Genomic DNA, 20,998 nt, shown 5'->3' with positions numbered 1-20,998 from the left:
CGGAGTTCATCCGGAAGTACGCCTGCACCGGCATGTCGACGGTGGTGTTCTCCGGCACGTAGACGAACGAGCCGCCGGACCAGATGGCGCCGTGGAGCGCCGCGAACTTGTTGTCGCTCGGGGGGACGCACTTCGTCATGAAGTGTTCGCGGACGATCTCCTCGTGCTCCTGGACGGCCTCGTCCATGTTACAGAAGATGACGCCCTTCTCCTCCCAGCGCTCCTGCATGTTCTGGTAGACGACCTCCGACTCGTACTGAGCGCCGACGCCGGAGAGCGCGTTCTTCTCGGCCTCCGGGATGCCCAGCTTGTCGAACGTGTCCTTGATGTCGTCCGGGAGTTCCGTCCAGTCGTCGACGCCGGCGCGGACGTCCACGTCGGGTCGGATGTACGGGATGATCTCGTCGATGTCGACCTCGCTCAGGTCCGGCTGCCCGGGCCAGTCGGTCGGCATCGGCATCTCCTGGAACTGCTCGAGCGCGCGCAGGCGGCGCTCCAGCATCCACTCCGGTTCGTCCTTGTCCTCCGAGATGACGCGGACCGTCTCCTCGGTGAGGCCCTTTTCGGTCTGGAAGGCGGACTTCTCCTCCTTCTTGAACTCGAAGCGAGCCTCGGTGTCTGTCTCTTTGAGATCGTCTTGTTGTGAACTCATGGTAATGTGTTACGTGTTGCCCCGTTTATTCCTGTTGCGTGACCATTTGTGGTTACGCCGCCTCGAACGCGTCCTCGCGGACCCAGTCGTACCCCTTGTCCTCGAGCTTCTCGGCGAGCTCCGCCCCGCCGCTCTTGACGACTTCGCCGTCCAACATTACGTGGACGTGGTCGGGCTCGACGTAGTCGAGGATGCGCTGGTAGTGGGTGATCTGGAGGACGCCCGTGCCCTGTTCGTCGCGGAGCGCGTTGATCCCCTTCGAGACGTCCTGAAGCCGGTCGATGTCGAGCCCGGAGTCGATCTCGTCGAGCACGGCGACCGCGGGCTCTAACATCGCGGCCTGCAGGACCTCGTTCTGCTTTTTCTCGCCGCCGGAGAAGCCGGCGTTGAGGTACCGCTGCATGAACTTCTCGTCCATGTCGAGCAGCTCCATCTTCTCCGAGAGGATCTGCTGGAACTCGGCGACGCCGATCTCGCCGTCGTCGGCGGGGCCCTCCATCGGGGAGGTCTCGTATCCCTCCTCGTCGTCGTCGTCCGCGTCGACCTCCTCGGCGTCCTCGTCCTCGAACAGCTCCTCGCGCTCGTCCGCCTTCGCGTTGAGCGCCTGTCGGAGGAAGTTCGTCATGGTGACGCCCTCGATCTCCGCCGGGTACTGGAAGCCGAGGAAGATGCCGAGCGCGGCGCGCTCGTTCGGCTCTAGCTCCAGCAGCTCCCAGTGGTAGTCCTCGTCGTCGAGGTCGACGTCGACGTCGTCGACGTCCGCCTCGTCGAGGTGGAGCAGGATCTCGCCGCCGGTGACCTCGTACGCCGGGTGGCCGGCGATGACCTTCGCGAGCGTCGACTTCCCGGAGCCGTTCGGTCCCATCAGCGCGTGGATGTCCCCGGACTCGACGGTCAGGTCGACCCCCCGAAGGATGCGTTCGCCGCCCTCTTCCGCCACTCGTGCGTGAAGATCGTTGATTTCGAGAGTAGCCATGTGTATTCTCGTGCCTCGTACGTTTACGGTGGTGGCTGAGGGGGTTAATGGTTACGCATCTCCCCGTCAAAAATCGCATATCGACCAAGAAATTTTCTTCCAATCGAAAACTGCTTTCTACGACCGGTCTTTCGCCTCGCCGTCGGTCACATGAACGAGCCGAGCCCGGTCTGCTCTTGGCCCGTCTTGACCTCCTCCCAGGACATCCCGAGCGCCTCTATCACGCGCTCGATGGGGCCTTTCAGGGTCTTGTCCAGCATCTTCTCCCAGTCGACCTCGAACTCGTCGGGGACCTGGTCGGCGTACTCGAAGCAGATCACGTCCGGGTCGCGCTTGAACTCCCCGTACAGGGCGTCGCGCTGCGGGTCGAGCCCCTCCTCGTCCTCCATCCGCGCCCAGAAGTCGGGATGGACCTTCTCGATGTAGAGCCGCTTCGGCTTCGACCCGCTCCCGAAGTTGGTCCCGAGCATCATGTTGGCGTACTTCGCGCCGCGGACCTGCGCGGTCGGCGTCTCGTAGGCGTCCAGCTTCTTGCCGATCCCGCCCGGGATCCCGATCTCGTTGAGGTCCATGTCGCCGTCGAGCACCCGCGCGATGACGTCCACGAGGTACGCTTTCACCTCCTGCATGTCCTCGTCGATGTCGTCGCCCGTCACGATCGTCTCGATGACGCTCTGCTGAACCTCCTTCGTGATCCCGGCGATGTCCGAGCGCTTGTACTCGAAGCCGGTGATGTCGATGTCGTCGACGTCTTTCCCCTCTTTCCAGACAATGTGGCCCGCGTACCGCTTTTTCTTGCCCGCTTGGAAGAACCGCCGGTAGAGCTTCTCGAACTCGATCTGGAAGCGGTGGAACTCGGCGTTTAGCTCGTCGCGCGCGAAGTCGTCGTAGCGCTCGTTGATGTGGTCCTCTATCTCGAAGGAGGTCTCGATCGCCTCCTCCTTCGACATGTCAGATAACGAAAGCATAACCGAATCGGTGTCGCCGTATGCGACTTCGTAGTCGAGCTCCTCCGCCGCCTCCTCGGTGAAGTCGATGACCTCCCGACCGGTCGCCGTGACGGCCGCGGCACCCTCCTTGTCGTAGAGGCGGAACCGATCCCACCCCGTCACGCCGTATAGCGACTGTCCGACGAACTGGAACTTCCCGTTCCGCCCCGCGAGGAGCGTGTGGTTATCTTCGACAGTCACGCAGTAGACGCCGTCTTCGGCTTCGCTCCGGGCTCCGCTCCGATCCATCCGAAGCGTGTTCTTCGCGTCTTCCGTGACGTAGATCCGCCAGCTCCCGCTGTCGCGGTTGTAGCTCGCGGTGATCCCGAGGTGAGCACACAGGCGGAGCACGTCGTCTCGGAGCCGCTCACTCGACGTCGTGTACCGCCAGGACCCCGTCTGTCGGTCCCCGTCGCCGTCGATCAGCGTCTCCAGGAACGCGCGTTTCTGCGCACGTGTCGCCTCGAAGACGCGGTCCGGGATCCGTTTCTCGAAGCTCCCGTCGCCGCAGCGCTCTCGGAGGAAATCCCCGAGCAGCCCCGAGGTGAACTGATAGCTGCGGTCGTCGACGTAGTAGTCCAGTCCCATTCGATCGAGGAGCCGGCCGACCGTCTCGTGGTCGGAGTCGCCGCCGTCTGCCACGGCGTCCTGCGCGATCTGTATCGTGGTCGCGGAGCCGCGAAGGTTGTCGCCGAACCGCTTCTCCTCGGAGGTGTACACGTTCCCCTCCGTGACGTACCACGCGAGCAGTTCGAGGAAGTCGTCCCCGTCGTAGGTCCGCGGAATCCACTTCCGTCCGGACTCGCGGTGGACGTAACTCGTCTCGCACACCGACTCGACGTACTCGCGGTGTTCCTCGAACTCCGAGGCGGTGAACACGTATCCGGTCTGGCCGACGTCGGCTTTCGGAACATGCCGCGGCGTCCAGCCGAGCTCGGCGGTGAACGTGTGGCCGTGGACGCTCGGTCGGACCCACACCTCGTACTCGCCGTCGGCGAGTTCGGTCAGGTCGACCTCGTCGATCCGTTCGCCGTCCGGTCCGTCCCAATCGTGGGGCAGTTCGTAGCTCGTCGCCCGGTCGAGGTCGCCCGCCTCCACGAAGCTGTACCCGTCTTCGGTGATCCCGTTCGTCTCGTTCTTCCGGACGAGCATCCGGTGGTTCGGCGTCACCCGGAAGTCGATCTTCGACGTCTCGATGTCGACGAGTTCGTCTCGGTAGTCCGGGTACGCGTGGGTCTCTTCGACGGTCTTCAGCTCCATCTCCTCCGTATCGGGGTCGAGCGAGTACACGGCGTCGCCGACCTCCAAGTCGGTGATCGACCGAACGCCGTCGGGAGTTACGACCTCGGTATCCGGCGTGAAGCAGTTCATAATAACTTTGACAGAAGCCTGCTGTCGGTCGTACTGCTCGTACGGTTCGGTCCCGGGGTCGTGGTCGTTCCGGAGCGCCTTCTTCTCCTCGCGCTCGGAGAGGAGCTCGTCGACCATCTCGCGCATGATCCCGTCAGGCTCCTTCCGGAAGTGGGTCCCGTTGGGCGCGACGTACGTCTCGTCGTCGTACTCGTCGGGATCGACCTTCGTCTCCGGGCCGGCGTTGATCGTCACCATACACATCGGGTAGAGGCTTTTCAAGTCTTGAACAGTTACCATCTCCTTGACGCCCGTGATCGGGTCGAAGACGGCGCCGCCCTCGAAATCCTCCGACTCCTGTTGGCCCTTCGTCGGGAGCGCGAACTTCCCGAACGCCTTGTGGAGGACGTACATGTCGACGGTGTCACCGGGGGTCGGCGCGTCCTCGATCTTACAGCCGACGAAGGTCCGCACCTCGTCCCAGAAGGCGATCACGTCCTGCTTCCGGTCGATCTCGACGCACAGCTCCACGTCGCGGATGCTGTACTCCAGGAGGCGCTCGGGGTCCTGCTCCCAGAGGTCGCCGATGTCGCCCGTGTAGCGCTCCTTGCCGACGCCGAGCTCGCGCTCGCCGACGGCGTCGAGCCGGTACGACTCCAGCTCGGTGAACATCGTCCGCTTGTACGCGTACAGCAGGTCGAAGACGACCCGACCCTTGATGTCTGGACCCCCCCAGCCCGAGCGCCACACCTCGCCGATCCGCGAGAGGCGGTCGACGGAGAGGTCGTACTGACTGCCGTCGTCGAGCACCTCCAACCGGTCGAGGACGTACGGCGCGTCGAAGTCCTCGAAGTTCCACCCCGTCAGCAGGTCGGGGTCCGTCTCGTCGATGTACTCGACGAACGCGTCGAGCATCGCGGCCTCCGCCTCGAACGTGCGGACCTCGAAGTCGAGCGCCTCGCCGTCGCCGACGATCCCCTCGTACTCGGGGAGGTCCTCGGGCGGGGGGATATCGGCCTCCGGGGCGTCGTACAGCCAGACGACGTACTCGTCGTCGTACGAGTCGTGGCTCGTGAGACAGATGATCGGCTCCTCGCCGTCCTCGGGGAACCCTCGGCGGTCGTCAACCTCGATGTCGAAGGTGTTCACGCGCAGGTCGGCGTCGACGTCGGCGGGCTCTAACTGCCCTTCGTGGACCTGTATCGTCCCCGAGCCGTCGTCGAGCCGGCGCTCCTCGACCCGGAGCCCGCCGTTGAGTCCGTTATCGATGAGGAACCGGTTCGGGAAGAGGATGTCAGCCTCGAAGCTAGTCTCGAAGTCGTCGCGGATGTTCCCGACGTCGCGCGGGGTCCGGGTGACGATCCGGGTGAGCGGCTCGCCGCGGATGCTCTCGTACGGCTCGCCGTCCGGGCCCTCCTCCCGGGTGCCGATCACCACGTCGTACGCCTCGACCGGGTCGCGGTCGAGGTCGGCGGTCGGGACGTAGAAGTACGGCTCGACGCCCAGCACGCGGACGTGCTCGCGGACGTCGTGCTCGACGTCGCCGTCGACGTCCTCGGCCGGCCGCCGACCGAAGACGTGGACGACGGGGTACTCGTCGCTCCCGTATCCCTCGACGGCGTAGTCGATCTGGGTGATCATCAGCTCGACGGTCCCGGTTGACGCCGGGAACTTCGCCTCGTCGACGTCGACCACGTCGCTGACGCGGCCGCGGCCGCCGCCGGCGACGACCGCCGCCTCCTGCGCGGCGAGGTCCTCCCGTTCGGTTTCCGTGCTGTCGCTCCCCTCGCCGTCCGCGTCCGCGCCCGACGAGAAGTCCGACAGCCCCGACTGAGTCATATCCGCTATTCGACGGCACCGGGCTAAAAAACTCGGCTTTCGGGTGCGGCGAGGAGTCCCGCCACGGAAAGGCATTTAATGTGTGATGACTTACCACGGTTCATGTCATCCGACCCACGTTCGGAACCCAGGGTGTCTCGCCCGGCCGGTCGCGACGCGGTCGACGCCGAGGTGGAGGCGTACGAGGACGACGGGAACGTGGTGTTGTTCGACGCCGCGAACCCCCTCGCGTGGGTCGAGGCGAGCCGAACGGTCCGGCTCGCCGACGCTGTCTGACGGGGCGGCCCAGCTTCGCGTCCGTCTCCGGTTCGGCGCCGCGACGCCGACTCTCCTCGCGACGCCTCGACGCCGACCGGACGGAACCCCTTTGACCCGCCCCCGCCTACGAGCGGTCGTGTTCAGTCTCGACGAGGACGACGAGGGCGAGGTCTCCTTCGGCGAGAGCTCCGACGCCGAGCGGGAGATGACCCCGGACATCCCGAAAGCGCCCTCCGTGAAGACGTTCGACGACGGCGGCGACTTCGAGGGCGCGAGCGACGTCGATCCCGACACCCTCCGCGCGTTCGTCGCCGCCGTCATCTACGCCAACGCCGCGGTGCTCCTCGTCTCGCTCGGCCCGATGCTGTGGTTCTTCCAGGGACGGGCGCGGATCGGCGCGGGCCTGTTCGCTATCGGGCTCCTCGCCGGCGTTCGGACGTACCAGACGTACCGCGCCTGGCGGCGCTCGCGGGACGAGTCGGCAGCGAACGACGACAACGATGGTTCGGTTCCCGCGGGCGACGATTCCGCTCCCGCGGGCGACGACCCCGCGCCCCCGAAAACGTGATACCCGGTGACCCCGCTCCTTCGACCATGCAGACGGTCCGCGACGCCGACGGTGACACGTACCTCCTCGTGAAGCGCTCCGCGGAGTCGAGCCGGGTCCGCGACCCGGCCACGGGCGCGGAGCGCCACGTCGCCAACGACGAGCTCAGTGTCGTCGACGGCGAGCCGCCGCTCGCGACCGCGGCCTCCGGGATCCCCGAGCCGGTCCGACGGACGATGCGCGCGGTCCACGACGACCGGTCGCTCGGCCTGCTCGCGGTGGTCGTCGACGAGGGGCCGCTCGCCGTGATCGACCTGCTCGACGCGGCCGACATGTGCGAGTCCGACCTCCACGGGACGGTCACCGAACTCCGCGCCGCCGGACTGATCGACGAGGTGGAAGTCGCCGGCCGGCGGGGGTACGCGGCCGCGGACGCGGCGAGCGAGGCGCTCGATCTCCTGCGGGACGGGTCCGTGGGCGTCGCCGGGGAAGGCGACGACGACGACCGCGACGAGGAGTAACGCGTCAGTCGTCCGCGAGCGACGCGACGTCGAGCTCGGCGGCGTCGGCGCGGCGGACCGTCGAGCGGTTCGACCGCGGCTCCTTCTCGACGGTGACCAGCTCGTCGGCCGCGCCCACCAGCTCGTCGTCGTGGCTGACGATGAGGATCTGCTCCACGCCGAAGCCCCGCATCTCCTCGACGAGCCGGACGAGCCGCGAGACGTGGCCCGAGTCGAGGAAGACGGTCGGCTCGTCGAGGATGAGCGGCGGGGTCGGCGCCGCGCCCTCGATCCCCTCGGAGAGCAGCCGGTAGATCGCACAGCGCAGCGAGAGGTTGAACAGGGCGCGTTCGCCCCCAGAGAGCTGCTCGGGGTCGAGCGCCTCGCCGTCCTTCTGGTAGACGGTGAGCGCGTACTCGCCGTCGAGCTCGATGTGCGAGTAGGCGTCGTTGCCGTACACCAGCTCGAACGTCTCGTTGAGGGTGCGTTCCAGCTCAGCGACGTTGCGCTGGCGGAGCTCCGCGCGGAGGTCGCCGTACATCGCCTCCAGCTCGCTCGTCTCCCCGTGGAGCCCCTCGATCGCCTCGACGGTGTCGGCCAGCTCCGCGCGCTCTCCACGGAGGGCCTCCAGCTCCCGGATCTCGCCGTTGACGCTGCCGATCGCGTTCTGGAGTTCCGTTCGTCGCTCGTCGAGTCGGTCGAGTTCGTCCTCGACCTCCTCGAGGTACTCCTCGGCCCGCTCCTTCTTCTCCCTCGCCGCCTCGACCGCGTCCTCGTCGACCGCGTCGGCGAGCTCGTCGCGGCGCTCGCGCTTGTCGGCGAGCCGGTCGCGCCGCTCGTCGTTCACCTCTCTCAGGCTCTCCCGCTTCTCGCGGCGGCGTTCGATCTCCGCCTCGGCGTCGGCGATGGCCTCCGTCCGCTCCTCGACCGCGTCGACCACCTCCCGCGCGTCGTCGACCTCGGCGAGCGCCTCTTCGAGCTCAGACACCCTGCCCCCGGTCGACTCGGCCTGTTCGCGCTTCTCGGCGGCGACCTCGCGGGTCTCTTCCGCCTCCGCGCGCTTCGCCTCGGCCTGCTCGCGCTTCTCGGTCGCGGCCTCTCGCTTCGCTTCGGCCGTCTCGCGCTTCTCTTCCACCCGCTCTTCGAGCGTCTCGACCCGCTCCTCGATCTCGTCGATCCGGTCCGCGGCCGCCGCGAGGCCGTCTAGGTCCTCGATCCGCTCGTCGAGTTCCGCCTCGCGTTCGCGGGCCGCCGCCAGCTCGCCTTCGAGCTCGTCGACGCGCTCGCGGTCGTCCTCGATCCCGGTCGCGTGCGGCGAGTCCTCGACCGGCTGGCCGCACTCGGGACATTTCCCCGCCGCGAGCAGCGCCTCCGCCTCCTCCACGCGCTCCCGGGCGTTCTTCAGCTCCGCCGACAGCTCCGCGACCCGCTCGCGGACCTCGCCCCGCCGTTCCCGGAGCGCCTCGCGCTCGTCGGCGACGCCGTCGCGGTCGACGTCGGCGGTCGCGAACCGCTCGCGGAGCCCCTCGGCCTCCTCGCGGAGCTCCCGGACCGAGGACTCACGCTCGTCGGCCGCCTCGGCGGCCGCCTCGGCCTCGTCGGCGAGGTCGTCGGCCGCCGACTCCAGCTCCGCGGCGCGGTCGGCGAGGTCGTCGGCCTTTCCGGCGAGGTTCGTCGCCTGGTTCCGGAACGCCTCGGCGCTCACCCGCTCGTCGTCGAGCTCCTCGCGGAGTTCCGCTTCGCGGTCGTCGAGCGCCTCACGGCGGGCCGCGATCGCGTCCCCCTCGGCCGCGTCGAGGCCCGCGTCGTCGAGCCGGTCGTCGATCGCGGCCTCGACCTCCGCGATCCGCTCGCGTGCCTCCCGAACCGCGTCGCGGTGCTCGTCGCGCTCGCGCTCGGCCTCGCGGATCGCCGCTTCGATCTCGCTGATCTCGGCTTTGACCGACTCCAGCTCCTCGCGCTTCTCGGCGTGAGTCTCGAGCGTCTCCGCCGCCGCCTCGCGCGTCTCCTTCGCCCGCTCGCGCTGGTCCTCGTAGCGGTCGATCTCGTCGGTGACCTCCGAGAGGTCGCTTTCGAGCCCGTTGAGCCGCTCGTGGAGGTCGCGATCCTCCTTCGCCTCGATCTGCTCGTCGAGCTGGTCGAGCCGGCCGCGGCGGTTCCCCAGCACGTCCTCGACGCCGAGCCGCGCGTCGCCGGCGCGCTCGCGGTACTCCTCCAGCTTCCCGAGCTGGAGCAGGTCGTCGATCGTGTCCTGCCGCTCCCGCGGCGTGGCGTCGATCAGCTCGTTCACTTCGCCCTGCCTGACGTACGCGCAGCCGACGAACGCCTCGGCGTCCATCCGGAGGAGCTCGGTGACGAACTCGCGCACGGCCCGCGCGCCGTCGCGACTCACGTCGCTCCCGTCGGTCGATTCGAGCGTGCACTGGTGGTCGACCCGGTCGTCGTACACCCGGAGCCGGCGCTCGATGCGGTACGACGCCCCGTCGTGGGTGAACCACAGTTCGACCTCCGTCTCCTCCTCGCCCTTCGTGACGACGTCGTCGAGGGTACCGTCGAGCGCCTTCGACCCGTACAGCGCGAAGAAGCAGGCCTCCAGCAGCGACGACTTGCCGCTGCCGTTGAGCCCGTGGATGACCGTGACGCCCTCCGTCAGCCGGAGGTCGGCGTCGCCGTACGGCTTGAAGTTCGAGAGGCGGATTCGGTCGAAGTTCACAGGTAGTCCTCCATGGAGACCTGACCGTCGGTTCCGGGCGTCTCCTCGGCCGTTTCCCCGCCGTGGTCGCCGACATCCGCCTCGTCGCTCTCGGCGGTGTCGGCGTCTCCCTCGTCGTCACTGTCCGGCTCGCCGCCGGCGAACGCGTCGAGGTCGTCGATCCGCTCCTCGACCCGCCCCTTCACCGTCTCCCTGACGTTGCTGTCGGGGAGCGTCTCGGCGCGGACCGCCTCGTCGACGTCGCGGGCGGCCTCGGAGAGCGCCATCTCGTCGACCCGCTCGCGGACGGCGTCCTCGGGGTCGGCGAAGCTCACGTCGACCTCGGCGTCGGTCTCGACCTCGCGGCGGTCGGTGACCCGGGCGATGAGCGCGCCCTCCTCCGTCGCGAACTCCTCGATCGCGGCCGGGGTAACGGGGTCGCCCTCGCCGGTCACGCTCACGAGCACGACGGCGTCGTCGAGGCCGTGCTGGCGGACCTTCTCGCGCACCCGCGGCGCGCCCTCGCCCTCCCGGAGCTCGACCTCGACGAAGACGAACGGGCGCGTGTCGAGCGCGCGCCGGCGGATCTCCACGCGGTCGTCGCCGCCGGCGGCGTCGGCGTCGAACGTGACGAGGTTGTAGCCGCGCCCTTCGCGTTCGCTCGCGCTCGCGCGCTCGGTCGACCCCGGATACGTGACCCACGTATCGGCGACCTCGGCGACGTCGGGCGTGTGGTTGTCGCCGAGGAGCATCGCGTCGAAGTCGACGGTGCTCTCCGCGAGGACCTCCTCGGTGTCCCAGTCGGCGTAGCCGAACGGCTCGAAGAGGCCGTGCGCGACGAGGGCGGCGTACTCCGCGTCGTGGGCCGCGAACGCGTAGTCGAGGTCGTCGCGGCGGGAGACGGGGACGTGGTCGAGCCCGTAGAAGGCGGTGTCGCCGACGACGGTCGGCTCGCTCCCGAGTCGGGTCGCGAGCCCCAGCCGCTCGAACAGGTCGAGCCACTGACCGCCCCGCGTCGACTCGTGGTTCCCGACGACCGCGAGGAAGGGGATCCCGGCGTCGTCGAGCCGGCGGAGGATCGATATCGTCCCCATCAGGTCCGCGAGCTCGGGCCGCCGGTCGTGGAAGAGGTCGCCCGCGTGGACGACGGCGTCGACGTCGCCGTCGATCGCGTCGTCGATCACGGCGTCGAAGGCGTCGAGGAAGTCCTGGCGTCGGACCGGCGAGTGGTACTGCGCGTACCCGATGTGGGTGTCGCCGGTGTGGATCACCCGCGTCATCTGCCCGGGTGTTAGCCGGTGTCGGGTTTAGGGGTTCCGGGGCCGGAGCGGAAGTGGTCGGCGGCCCGCTTCGTTCAGTCCCCGCCGGCCGCCGCCTCGCGGAACGCCCGGTAGGCGGCGAGGGCCGCGCGACCGCGTTCGGCCGCGGCCGCGTCGCCGTCGCGCTCGGCGGCCGCGACCGCCTCCTCAAGTCGACCGAGCCCGACCGAACCGACGAACGCGGCGGCCCGCCGCAGGTCGGTCCGCGCGGCCTCGGCCTCGTCGATCACGGCGGTGTACGGCCGGGTCGCGGTGTCGGTGCGCGTCGCCAGCGCGGCCAGCGCCCGCTTGACGGCGGTTGTCGAGACCACGGCGTCCCTGCGTCGGTATCGGGCATAAGATGTGGGCTCTCCGCCGTCGGTCGCGGCAGCGCGGGTCGCGTCCCCCCTCGTCGGTCTACACCGCGAGCGTGTACAGCCGCTTCCGGGCGTCGGTGAAGGAGAACCGCGAGTCGACCACGTCCTCCTCCTCCAGCCGCGAGAGCGCGTACCTGACGGTCCGAGGCGGCAGCAGCGTCTCCTCGGCGAGCTCGCTCTGCGTCAGCGTGTCGTTGTAGTCGAGGACCTTCGCCACGAGCTTCGCGCTCGGGGGCAGATCGCGGACGGCGGTCCAGCGGTCCGTGACGTCCTCGTCGGCGGTGACGGCGTCGGTGGTGCTCATGCGTACCTTCCCATATCTCATGCCGTTAGATAATATTTACTATCCTGTTTAATTACCATAGGGCATTTATTTTCGGATTCTTCCCGTCCGACTCTCCCCCACCCGAAACCTCTTACGCGCGAGACGCCTTATTACGGACAATGACTGACACCGTCGACGACGTCGAGATGCCCTACGACGAGGGGGCAGCGTCGAGACAGGAGAAGATCGAGTCCCTCCAAGAGGAGCTCGACGTGCTGGAGTCGCAGAACGAGGAGATGCGCGACAAGCTCCTCGACGCGAACGCGGAGAACAACAAGTACCAGCAGAAGCTCGAACGGCTCACCCACGAGAACAAGAAGCTGAAGCAGTCCCCGCTGTTCGTGGCGACGGTTCAAGAGATCACGCCCGACGGCGCCGTGATCAAGCAGCACGGCAACAACCAGGAGGCGCTGACGGAGATCACGGAGGAGATGCGCGAGAAGCTCGACCCGGACGACCGGGTCGCGGTCAACAACTCGCTGTCCGTCGTCAAGAAGCTGGAGAAGGAGACCGACGTGCGCGCTCGCGTGATGCAGGTTGAGCACTCACCCGACGTCACCTACGCCGACATCGGCGGGCTCGAAGACCAGATGCAGGAGGTGCGCGAGACCGTCGAGATGCCCCTCGAACACCCGGACATGTTCGAGGACGTGGGGATCCAGCCCCCGAGCGGCGTCCTGCTGTACGGCCCGCCGGGGACCGGGAAGACGATGCTCGCGAAGGCCGTCGCCAACGAGACGGACGCGACGTTCATCAAGATGGCCGGCTCCGAGCTCGTCCACAAGTTCATCGGCGAGGGCGCGAAGCTCGTCCGCGACCTCTTCGAGGTCGCCCGCGAGAACCAGCCCGCCGTCCTCTTCATCGACGAGATCGACGCGATCGCCTCGAAGCGGACGGACTCGAAGACGTCGGGCGACGCCGAGGTCCAGCGCACGATGATGCAGCTGCTCTCCGAGATGGACGGCTTCGACGAGCGCGGCGAGGTGCGGATCATCGCCGCGACGAACCGCTTCGACATGCTCGACCCCGCCATCCTCCGGCCGGGCCGGTTCGACCGCCTCATCGAGGTCCCCAAGCCGAACACCGACGGCCGCGAGATCATCTTCCAGATTCACACCCGGAAGATGAACCTCGCGAGCGACATCGACTTCGACGAGCTCGCCGAGATGACCCCGGACGCGTCCGGTGCCGACATCAAGGCCATCTGTACCGAGGCCGGGATGTTCGCGATCCGCGACGACCGCACCGAGGTCACGCTCGACGACTTCCTCGAGGCCCACGAGAAGCTCCAGCAGGACGACGACGGCGGCGCCGACGACTCGCTCGCGTTCGCCTGAACCGACGGCGCTCATCCTCGCTTTTCGGCCGTTACAACGCTCGCACGATCAGATACGGGACCACGAACAGCAGGAGGAATATCAGTCCGGTCGCGAGCGCGTACCCGGCGCCGACGCCGGCGAGCACGCGCCACCCGCCGTCGGCGATGTCCGCGTTCATACCGTACGCTCCGCGGCTCGGCGGGTAAAAGCTGGCGCCGGTCCCTGCGGCCGCCCGTCGATGTCGACCTCTGAGCCCGCAGACCGGCGGTCAGACGTCTCCGGCCATCGCTCGGAACAGCGCGTCCGCGAGATCGTCTCGGTCGACCGTCTCCGGGTCGTCGCCGCCGGTCGGGTCGATCCGCGGCGCGACCGTCCCGCCGCCCATCCGGGAGTGACCGCCACCGTCGCCGTTCTCGACGTCGTCGAGCACCGACTCGATCGCGTTGCCCATGTGGACCCGATCGTCGCGGGAGCGTCCGGAGAGGTGGATCGTCCCGTCTCGCTCGCCGATCACCACGACCGCGCTGACCCCTTCGAGCTGGATCAGCTCGTCCGCCGCCTGCGGGATCGCGTCCACGTTGTTCACCCCGCCGACGTCGGCCACCGCGAACGACCCCTCGATGCGGCGCCCGGCGATGGCCCGGGCCTTCACCTCCAGCACCTCCGCGTCGACCGCGGGGTTGGCGATCCGGTCGAGGCGGTCCTGATCGACACCGGGGTACACGTACGCGGCGGCCGCGAAGTCCGGCTCGCTCGCGCCCACCGTGAGGTGTTTCGTGTCGGCGAGGATACCGTACAGCAGCCCGGTCGCGGTGTCCGTCGGAAGCGTGAGGTCGCTGTCGGTCTCGCTCGCGTGCTTGTCCGGCGGGACCGGGATCGCGTCGTTCTCCTTGAAGTACTCGGCGACGACGGACGCGGTCGCGCCGTAGTCGGTGCGGACGTCGGTGAACAGCTCTCCGGCGCCGTCGCCGGGGTGGTGGTCGACGACCGCCGCCGGGAGCACGCCGTCGGCTCCGGCGAACCCACGCGGCTCGTTGTGATCGACTAACACGACTGACTCCGCGGCGAGGTCGCTTACGTGCTCGATCGGTTCCAGGTCCAGATCGAGCACCGTCCGGAACGCGCGGTTCTCCTGATGGCGGATCTGGCCGGGGTACTGCACCGTCGCGTCGACGCCGACCTGCGACGCGAGCGACGCGACGCCGAGGGCGGCCGACATCGCGTCCGGGTCGGGGTTCGGGTGCATCAGCACCGCGATCTCCTCCTGTTCGGCGAGCAGGCGCCGGAACCGCACTCCGGCCGTCCAGCGGTCGCGAAACAGGAGGTATCCGCCGGCGATCGCGACGAGCGCGACGGCGACGGCGACCGCCGTCAGCTCCGGGTTTTCCCGCACGAACGCCTCCGCCTGCGAGAGGCGCTCGTCGGCCGCGATCTGACTCCACATGTGTCTTCGGAACTCCCTCCCGGCACATGAAGGTTCGTTACTGTTCCGACCGACTGACGGGGACGGGACCGCGAGCCGAACTCACCCCCCGGCCGCCCGAAACGACCGTACTGCGTCGCGGTACCCCTCGCGGAAGGTCGGATAGGCGAACTCGTAGCCGAGCGCGCGAAGCCGGTCGTTCGAACAGCGCTTGCTCGTGCGGACCCGCCGCTCGGCGGCCGCGGACAGGTCGCCGGCCGCGATCCGTTCGGCCTTCGATCGCTTCTCCGGTCGCGACACGCCGCACTCGTCCGCGAGCCAGTCGGCGAACGCGTGTTTGTCGACCGGCTCGTCGTCGATGACCACGACGGGCTCGCCGCGCGCGCTGTCGGTCTCCAGCAGGTACCGGACCGCCCCCGCGGCGTCGTTCCGGTGCACCATATTGAGGTACCCCGCGGTGACAGGGCCCTCGACGTACCGTTCGAGTCGATACCGGTCCGGTCCGTACAGCCCCGCGAACCGGGCGACGGTCCCGTCGATCCCGGCGTCGCTGGCCGTCTCCAGCGCGATCCGCTCCGCCTCCGCGAGGACCCGCGTCTTCTCCGTGGTCGGATCGATCGGCGTCTCCTCGTCCACCCACCCCCCGTCGTGGTCGCCGTACACGCCCGTCGAGGAGGTGTAGACGAGCCGGTCCGGCGACGACGGCCGCTCGGCGTACGCCTCAATCACGTTCCGGAGGCCGTCGACGTACACCTCGCGGGCCGCGTCGGCCCCGCGGCCCCCCGAACTGGCCGCGAAGACGACGGCGTCAGCGTCGGGCAGCGCGTCGAGCGACGCGGGGTCGGTCGCGTCCGCGCGCACCGCGTCGACCGCGCCGCCGCCGTCAGTCTGTCTTCCGACCTCCTCGATGGCGTCGAGGCCGGCGTCCGACCGGCGCACGCCCGTCACCGCGTGACCGCGCTCCGCGAGCTGCGCCGCGAGTTCGAGGCCGACGTAGCCGCAGCCGACGACGACGACCCTCATCGCTTGCGGCGCTCGATGACCGCCATGACCTCCGCGAGCTGTCCCAGCGTCATCCCGGCGCGCCCTTCGAGGGCCTGCTGGACCTCCTGGCCGGTGAGGTCCGCGTCGATCCCCGCCGCGAGGGTGTCGACGTCGAGCACCGCCATCGCCATCCCCATCAGCAGGTGGTCGCGCAGTTCGGCGAGGATCGCGTCGGCGTCGCGGTCGGCGGTCACGGAGAGTATCGCCGCCCCGTCGACCAGGCTGAGCCCCGCGGCGTCGCCCTCGGCGGCCGCTTCGATCGCCGCCTCGTCGACGTCGGTCTCGTCGACGACGCGCTCGCGGCCGGCCTCGGCCACCGCCTCGCTCACCAGCGCCTCGAACGCCGCGAGCAGCGCGGTCGCGGTCACCTCGTCGGCGTCGGAGGTCCCGTCGGCGCCGGCGCTCCCGGTCGCCCCCCCGTCCTCGACGACTTCGTGAAACATGGTCGCCCTCGGTCGCCGTCTCCCAAAACGGCTGCGGTCGGCTCACGGCGGGTCGCAGTTCCCCTCCCCTCCCTCCGACGTCTCCGTCTCTCCCGGACACGGCCACCCGGCCGAGGTCTCGTCGCGGACGCCGTCGACGTCGCCGACGCCCGGCGGCCCGGCGGGCACCGCGAGCACGACGACGGTCCCCGTCTCAAACCGGATCGGCTCCGTCGACCCGAGCCGGACCGATCTCCCGTCGACGTCGAGCGTCACGTCGCCCTCCTGTCGAACGTATTCGAACGGCTCCCCCGGTGTGCCGACGTCGGCGCGCAGAGCGAACCGCGGGTACTCCCCGCGGACCTGCACGCGCCATGCGTTCACGGTCGTCACCCAGTAGCCGGGCACCGGGGCGACCGGCAGCCCCGCGCCAACGCTCCGGGCGGGCTTCAGCGACCACTTCTCGCCGAACTCCTCGGCCGCCCGCTCGCCGACCTCTCTGGTCGCGGCCTCGCCGGCGCTCGCGGCCTCCCGCTCGATCGCCTTCTCCATGCGGTCTCTGAGCAGCAGCCGTGCCCCCTCCGTCGGCGGTTCGACGACCCCCGTCGGGACGCGGGCGTCGTCTCCGCCGGCCGCCCGCCGGAGCGCGACGCGGAGGTGCGCGGCCAGCGACGCCTCGGCCGCGGTCGACAGTCCGCCGGCGGTCGCGGCCTCGGCGGCGATCCGCTCCGCGTACTCGCCGTCGCCCACCGCGGCCGCTCGGTAGCCCGCCGAATCGTACGACGCCGCGGCCTCGTCGATCGCCTCGCGCCGCGCTTCGCGCGAGAGCGACGTCCGGTCCCGTAGCACGCCGCTGAGATCCCGATCGACGGCCCGCAGCGACTCGTCCACCCGATCCGCGAGGGCGTTCCGGTCGTCGCGGAGGCCGGGGTCGTCGCTCGCGGCCAGCGCCTTGTCGGCGAGCAGGAGCGCCCGCCCGGCGGTGCCGATCCGGACCGTGTCGCCGGCCCCGAGGATCCGGTCCACGATCCCGATCGACAAGTCGCCGTACGGGACGGTGACGTAGTTGATATTGCGGACGGCGAGCGGCCGGGTCGACCCCTTCTCGACGCCCGCCAGCCGCTCGCCGTCGACCGCCGTCCGCGGCAGGTATCCCGGCGCCCCCCGCGGCGAGAACGTCACCGATCCGCCCGGACCGCCGTCGACCGTGTAGGTGCCCGGGTCCTTCGCGGCCTCGCGGGCGGCGATCACCTCGCCGACCGAGGGACCACCGAACGCGCCGTTCACCCGGTCCAAGAACCCGTCCGTCGCCGTCTCGCGATCGGCCGCGGCGGCCTCAAGCTCCGCGACGACGGCGTCGACGTACGCGGCGCGGGCGGCGGTCCGCGCCCGGTCGGTCGCCCCGTCGTACGTCGCCGGCGCGTCGACGAGGCCCGCGCGGCGGTCGCGGACCGCGTCGGCGAGGTCGGCGTACGGCTCCGCCTCGCCGACCGCCGCCGACTCCATCGACGCGTCGATCTCGAACTCCCGGACCGTCGCGGCGAGCGCGGCGACGTCGGCCGCTACGCGGTCCCGTTCGGCGGCCGACGGCGACCCGTGGACGACCGTCGCGTCGTCGACGTCGCCGCTCTCGACGGCGTCGCGAGCGAGCCGGTCGACGTCGGCCGCCGTATCGACGTCGAGCGCCGACCGAGCGGCGTCCGGCGTTCCCCGCAGATCCGTTGCCTCGTCAGTCCCCCCCGCTCCGAATGTCGCTGCGGGCCGATTCGGCGCGTCGTCGCGGGGCGCGTGCCGGCCCGTCACCGCGATCTCGACGCGGTAGCGGTCGGTCGCTGCGTCGCCGGTCGTCGTCCGGTGAACGGTCCGATCGACGACGCTCCCGTTCGGGCCCCGCTCCACGACCTCTCGCTCCCACGTCGCGGTCGCGGTGCGTTCGACCGTCACGTCGCGGCTCGCGTCGCCGAACGAGACCGGCTCGTCGGGGGCCACGACCCCCGCCGGAACCCCTCTCAGCACGTCGCTCCCCGAGACGCCGGTCAGGCGCTCCGACCGAGCCCAGTCGACGCGGTGCCAGTCGCCGCCCGGTGACGGAGGCGAGAGCCGTCCGCCGTCGGCGACCTGCGTCGTCGCGGTCTCCACTTCGGCCTCGACCCGATACGACCCGTCGATCACCTCGTCGAGGTCGCCGTGCACGCGAGTCGCCCCGACGTCGGCCGCGTGTCCGATCCGGACCGCCGTCTCCTCGTCGGTCCGATCCGTCTCCGTCTCGAACGCGGCGTCCTCGCTCGCGTCCCCGTTCGGATCCATTCCGGCGTCTGACCCCGCTGCGGCGCCGCCGGAACCGGTCGGCGTCGGGGCTCCGAGCACCGCGTCGGTCCACGACCCCTCTTTGAGTCCGGTGGGCGCGAGGAGGTCTGTCAGTCCGGTCTTCGCGGTCGCCCGCGCGACCCCGCCGCGGGCGTCCGGGTCGCTCGTTCCGAAGACGGCCCGCTGGGTCCGGACGACCCCCGCGTTCGTCGACAGCTCAACGTGCCGGTTCGCGAGGACGTTCTCGACCGGTGCCCCGGCGTACTGCGCGTACCCGCGGGCCCAGGTCATCGGATAGAGGCTCGCGGTGAGCTGTCGGCCGAGGCCCGGTCCCTCGACCGGCCCCCTGTCGAGCCGCTCCTCGAACCGCTCCGTCCGCCGGTGGGCGGCGAGGGTCGGTACCGCCACCACGACGGTCCTGTCCACGCTGCGATTCACGACCGTCCGTCCGTCCCGCGTCGCGGTCGTCTCCACCCCCTCGAAGGTCACGCGCGTCGCCGTCCCGTTCGCCGCCGGCTCGACGCGGACGCGGTCGCGGGCCGCCGCGAGGTCCCGATCGTCGACCGCGGGCAGCGACGCCGACGCCGTCACCGATCCGACCTCCGCGTCGACGGCGGACAGCGCGTCCGCGCCGGCGACCGCGAGCCGGATCCGAAACGCGTCCGCGAAGGCCGACTCCTCGCGCACCGCCTCGACCCAGGCACCGTCCGCCGGCGCGCGAGTCACCGGCTCTCGCGCCGCGTCGTGCGCCGCCTCGCGCGCCGCGGCCCGCAGCGCGGCCGTGGCGTCGGCGTCGACGCGCTCGACGGCCCGCTCGACGCTCCGGTCTTCGCCGACGAGGCCCTGGTCCGCGATCCCCGCGGCGTACGCCGTGCTCGTCACGAGGAGCAGCACGCCGATCAACGCGAAGGGGACGCGAGCCCGCTCGTCGACGGTGAACCGTCTCCCGGTTCGCTCGCCCGATCCGCCGGACCCGCGTCGCCGCGCCGACGCTCTGCGATCCGACACGTTCACCACCGCCTCACAACGATGCGGACCGGACCGTCCCCCTCGATTTCGCTCGGCATCGGCTGCGTGACGACCGCGGTCACGATGTCGGCGCTCCGCGGCGGCTCGGCGCCGACGGCGATCGATTCCGTCCGCTCGGCCGCCGATCGGCCGGCTCCCCCTCGATCCGGCTCGCGACCGGAACCGTCCCGCCGGGCGGTTTCCGACGCGTTCGGCGCGTTCAACACGATCCTCGGTTCGACTCCCTGCCGGACGTCACGGCGAGTCGGCGCGACGTGGTCGGCGGTCGCCCCTTCGGTTCCGCGCTCCCGGTTCGCGGGCGTCGAGACCGTCGCGTCGATCCGCGTCCGTTCGTCGAGCCCCGCCGCGACCGCCGCCGTCGCTCGCGAGCCGAACGCCTTCCCCGCCCCGTCGTCGCGGTCACCGGTGGCCCGACGTCCGCCCCTCGGGCTCTCGCGATCGGCGACGAGCAGCGCCAGCAGCTCCGCCCGCGTCGCCCGCACCGTCCGGCTGCCGTTCGCCGCCTCCGGCGCCCGGTACCGCACGGTCACCGTCTCGGTCACCAGTCTGTCGGCCGTCTCGCCGGCGCTCGGGCCTCGAACCCCGGCGTCGCTCCCGACGCCGGAGAGCGTGACGACGCCCGCGGACACGCAGAGGAGGAGGACCGTCACGTCGAGCACGGTGCTCGTCACCGGCGGACCACCACGCGAAGCGTCCCGCGGACGTTCCGGCCCGGTCCGACCCGCACGGTCACCGGTCGCTCGGCGACCGCGACCGCGTCCGCGGCTTCGACGGCCGCGCGACCGGGCGCGTTCTCGCCCGACTCGACCCGCCACGTCGTCCCGTCGGCCTCGACGGTCACCGTCGTCGGGTACCGAAACGGCGCCGCGTCGCGGAGTCGGTCCGGGTCCACGATGCCTCCGACCGTCGCCGTCCGCTCGACCCGGTCGAGCACCGTCTCGGCGCCCGGCCGCTCCCGGTCGGGCGTCGCGTCATCGAGCACGACCGTGTACAGTCCCAGCGCCGCACCGACGGCCAACACCGCGACGAGCGCGGCGAGCGGTTCGACCGCCGCGCGGTCCGCGCTCCCGGCCTCGGCGTCGGACGCCTCACCCGACGAGCGTGACATGCACCCCTCCGTAGTGGACGCGCCGCACGGTGAGCCGCTCCGGTGCCGATCGCCAGCCACGATCGGCGGCTCGCGCGCGCTCCGCCGCCGCCGACAGCGCGTCGGGACCGTCGAACGCCGCGCCCGGTGGAACGCCTTCCAGCACCCGTCGAAGCCGACCGTCGCCGCCTCCGCCTCGTCCGCCCGTCGGGACCGGCGTTATCCGCGGTCCGTGGAGCGGCGCCCGCGCGCTGCCGCCCTCCCCGCCCAGCGAGATCGACCGAGCCGTGAGCCGGATCCGGTCGGCAGCGATACCGTGTTCCGCCGTCGCGGGGTACTCCCCGTTGGCGACCGTTTCGACCGTGTTCGCAACGCCCGCCGCGTCCGGCGGTGGCGACGCGGGGAGCGTCGCGGCGACGCCGGCCGTCGCGACGCTCACTACGGCGAGGCCGAGCCACGCGTACGTCGCGTCGAGGTGAGTCTCGAACACGGGGCGGCTGGCCGCGGCTCGGTATTTAAATGACCGCCCGAAGTACGTGGCCGGCGGTCGGGGACCGATCGCTA

17 protein-coding genes and 2 pseudogenes are annotated in these 20,998 nt (G+C 70.3%); 4 read left to right on the top strand and 15 right to left on the bottom strand.

The window, feature by feature from the left end:
• The 3 genes and pseudogenes from SD626R_RS08565 to SD626R_RS08555 all read right to left on the bottom strand — a co-directional run.
• Nucleotides 1-652, bottom strand: a pseudogene (locus tag SD626R_RS08565) (Fe-S cluster assembly protein SufB); the annotation flags it as partial.
• 52 nt (nucleotides 653-704) lie between these two features.
• Nucleotides 705-1,628, bottom strand: coding sequence for an ABC transporter ATP-binding protein (locus SD626R_RS08560; protein WP_092565692.1), 924 nt, complete (start codon nucleotides 1,626-1,628; stop codon nucleotides 705-707).
• 146 nt (nucleotides 1,629-1,774) lie between these two features.
• A complete protein-coding gene (locus SD626R_RS08555; protein ID WP_092565690.1) occupies nucleotides 1,775-5,806 on the bottom strand; it encodes a DNA polymerase domain-containing protein in 4,032 nt (1,343 codons plus the stop codon).
• A gap of 102 nt (nucleotides 5,807-5,908) precedes the next feature.
• Here SD626R_RS08555 and SD626R_RS16815 point away from each other — a divergent pair, with 102 nt between their 5' ends.
• The 3 genes from SD626R_RS16815 to SD626R_RS08545 all read left to right on the top strand — a co-directional run bounded on the left by SD626R_RS16815 (nucleotide 5,909) and on the right by SD626R_RS08545 (nucleotide 7,132).
• Nucleotides 5,909-6,082, top strand: coding sequence for a DUF7331 family protein (locus SD626R_RS16815; RefSeq protein WP_176697300.1), 174 nt, complete (start codon nucleotides 5,909-5,911; stop codon nucleotides 6,080-6,082).
• A 118-nt stretch (nucleotides 6,083-6,200) separates the two neighbouring features.
• On the top strand, nucleotides 6,201-6,632 hold the full coding sequence (locus SD626R_RS08550) for a DUF7322 domain-containing protein (protein WP_092565688.1): 432 nt from the start codon (nucleotides 6,201-6,203) through the stop codon (nucleotides 6,630-6,632).
• Between the two features lie 26 nt (nucleotides 6,633-6,658).
• Nucleotides 6,659-7,132 carry a DUF7346 family protein gene (locus tag SD626R_RS08545; protein ID WP_092565686.1) on the top strand — a complete coding sequence of 158 codons (474 nt, stop codon included), beginning with the start codon at nucleotides 6,659-6,661 and terminating at the stop codon, nucleotides 7,130-7,132.
• 4 nt (nucleotides 7,133-7,136) lie between these two features.
• Here SD626R_RS08545 and rad50 read toward each other — a convergent pair whose 3' ends face one another.
• From rad50 to SD626R_RS08525, 4 genes and pseudogenes are all read right to left on the bottom strand, one after another.
• Nucleotides 7,137-9,824, bottom strand: a complete 2,688-nt coding sequence (gene rad50, locus SD626R_RS08540) for a DNA double-strand break repair ATPase Rad50 (RefSeq protein WP_092565684.1) — start codon at nucleotides 9,822-9,824, stop codon at nucleotides 7,137-7,139.
• Nucleotides 9,821-11,083, bottom strand: a complete 1,263-nt coding sequence (gene mre11 / locus SD626R_RS08535) for a DNA double-strand break repair protein Mre11 (protein WP_092565682.1) — start codon at nucleotides 11,081-11,083, stop codon at nucleotides 9,821-9,823. The genes rad50 and mre11 overlap by 4 nt, the downstream gene beginning before the upstream one ends.
• A gap of 11 nt (nucleotides 11,084-11,094) precedes the next feature.
• A pseudogene (locus tag SD626R_RS08530) lies at nucleotides 11,095-11,433 on the bottom strand (hypothetical protein).
• 85 nt (nucleotides 11,434-11,518) lie between these two features.
• On the bottom strand, nucleotides 11,519-11,782 hold the full coding sequence (locus SD626R_RS08525; RefSeq protein ID WP_092565678.1) for a MarR family transcriptional regulator: 264 nt from the start codon (nucleotides 11,780-11,782) through the stop codon (nucleotides 11,519-11,521).
• A 140-nt stretch (nucleotides 11,783-11,922) separates the two neighbouring features.
• Between SD626R_RS08525 and SD626R_RS08520 the strand changes: the two genes are divergently transcribed.
• Complete coding sequence (locus SD626R_RS08520; protein ID WP_092565676.1) at nucleotides 11,923-13,140, top strand: proteasome-activating nucleotidase Pan1; 1,218 nt, start codon at nucleotides 11,923-11,925, stop codon at nucleotides 13,138-13,140.
• Between the two features lie 31 nt (nucleotides 13,141-13,171).
• On the opposite strand, the gene SD626R_RS17225 is transcribed toward SD626R_RS08520, so the two are convergent.
• The 8 genes from SD626R_RS17225 to SD626R_RS08485 all read right to left on the bottom strand — a co-directional run bounded on the left by SD626R_RS17225 (nucleotide 13,172) and on the right by SD626R_RS08485 (nucleotide 20,924).
• The gene (locus SD626R_RS17225) at nucleotides 13,172-13,300 is read right to left on the bottom strand and encodes a hypothetical protein (RefSeq protein WP_255310120.1); all 129 of its coding nucleotides are present in this window, start codon (nucleotides 13,298-13,300) and stop codon (nucleotides 13,172-13,174) included.
• Between the two features lie 90 nt (nucleotides 13,301-13,390).
• A complete protein-coding gene (locus SD626R_RS08515; RefSeq protein WP_092565674.1) occupies nucleotides 13,391-14,566 on the bottom strand; it encodes a DHH family phosphoesterase in 1,176 nt (391 codons plus the stop codon).
• Between the two features lie 81 nt (nucleotides 14,567-14,647).
• Entirely contained in the window at nucleotides 14,648-15,568 is a 921-nt protein-coding gene (locus tag SD626R_RS08510) for an NAD-dependent epimerase/dehydratase family protein (protein ID WP_092565672.1), read from the bottom strand.
• The gene (locus SD626R_RS08505; RefSeq protein ID WP_092565670.1) at nucleotides 15,565-16,032 is read right to left on the bottom strand and encodes a DUF5791 family protein; all 468 of its coding nucleotides are present in this window, start codon (nucleotides 16,030-16,032) and stop codon (nucleotides 15,565-15,567) included. Before SD626R_RS08505 ends, SD626R_RS08510 begins: the two co-directional genes overlap by 4 nt.
• Before the next feature lie 42 nt (nucleotides 16,033-16,074).
• Nucleotides 16,075-19,335: a DUF7286 family protein gene (locus tag SD626R_RS08500; RefSeq protein WP_394324700.1), complete on the bottom strand. Its 3,261-nt coding sequence runs from the start codon at nucleotides 19,333-19,335 to the stop codon at nucleotides 16,075-16,077.
• Nucleotides 19,329-20,018: a DUF7284 family protein gene (locus SD626R_RS08495; protein WP_092565668.1), complete on the bottom strand. Its 690-nt coding sequence runs from the start codon at nucleotides 20,016-20,018 to the stop codon at nucleotides 19,329-19,331. The genes SD626R_RS08500 and SD626R_RS08495 overlap by 7 nt, the downstream gene beginning before the upstream one ends.
• Complete coding sequence (locus SD626R_RS08490) at nucleotides 20,015-20,455, bottom strand: DUF7285 family protein (RefSeq protein ID WP_092565666.1); 441 nt, start codon at nucleotides 20,453-20,455, stop codon at nucleotides 20,015-20,017. The genes SD626R_RS08495 and SD626R_RS08490 overlap by 4 nt, the downstream gene beginning before the upstream one ends.
• Nucleotides 20,436-20,924 carry a DUF7283 family protein gene (locus SD626R_RS08485; RefSeq protein ID WP_092565664.1) on the bottom strand — a complete coding sequence of 163 codons (489 nt, stop codon included), beginning with the start codon at nucleotides 20,922-20,924 and terminating at the stop codon, nucleotides 20,436-20,438. Before SD626R_RS08485 ends, SD626R_RS08490 begins: the two co-directional genes overlap by 20 nt.
• Nucleotides 20,925-20,998 lie beyond the last annotated feature (74 nt).

The organism is Halorubrum sp. SD626R (assembly GCF_001261915.1).
Lineage (GTDB): Archaea > Halobacteriota > Halobacteria > Halobacteriales > Haloferacaceae > Halorubrum.
The sequence above is the reverse complement of the archived record's forward strand: the minus strand, read 5'-3'. Positions and strand labels throughout refer to the sequence as shown.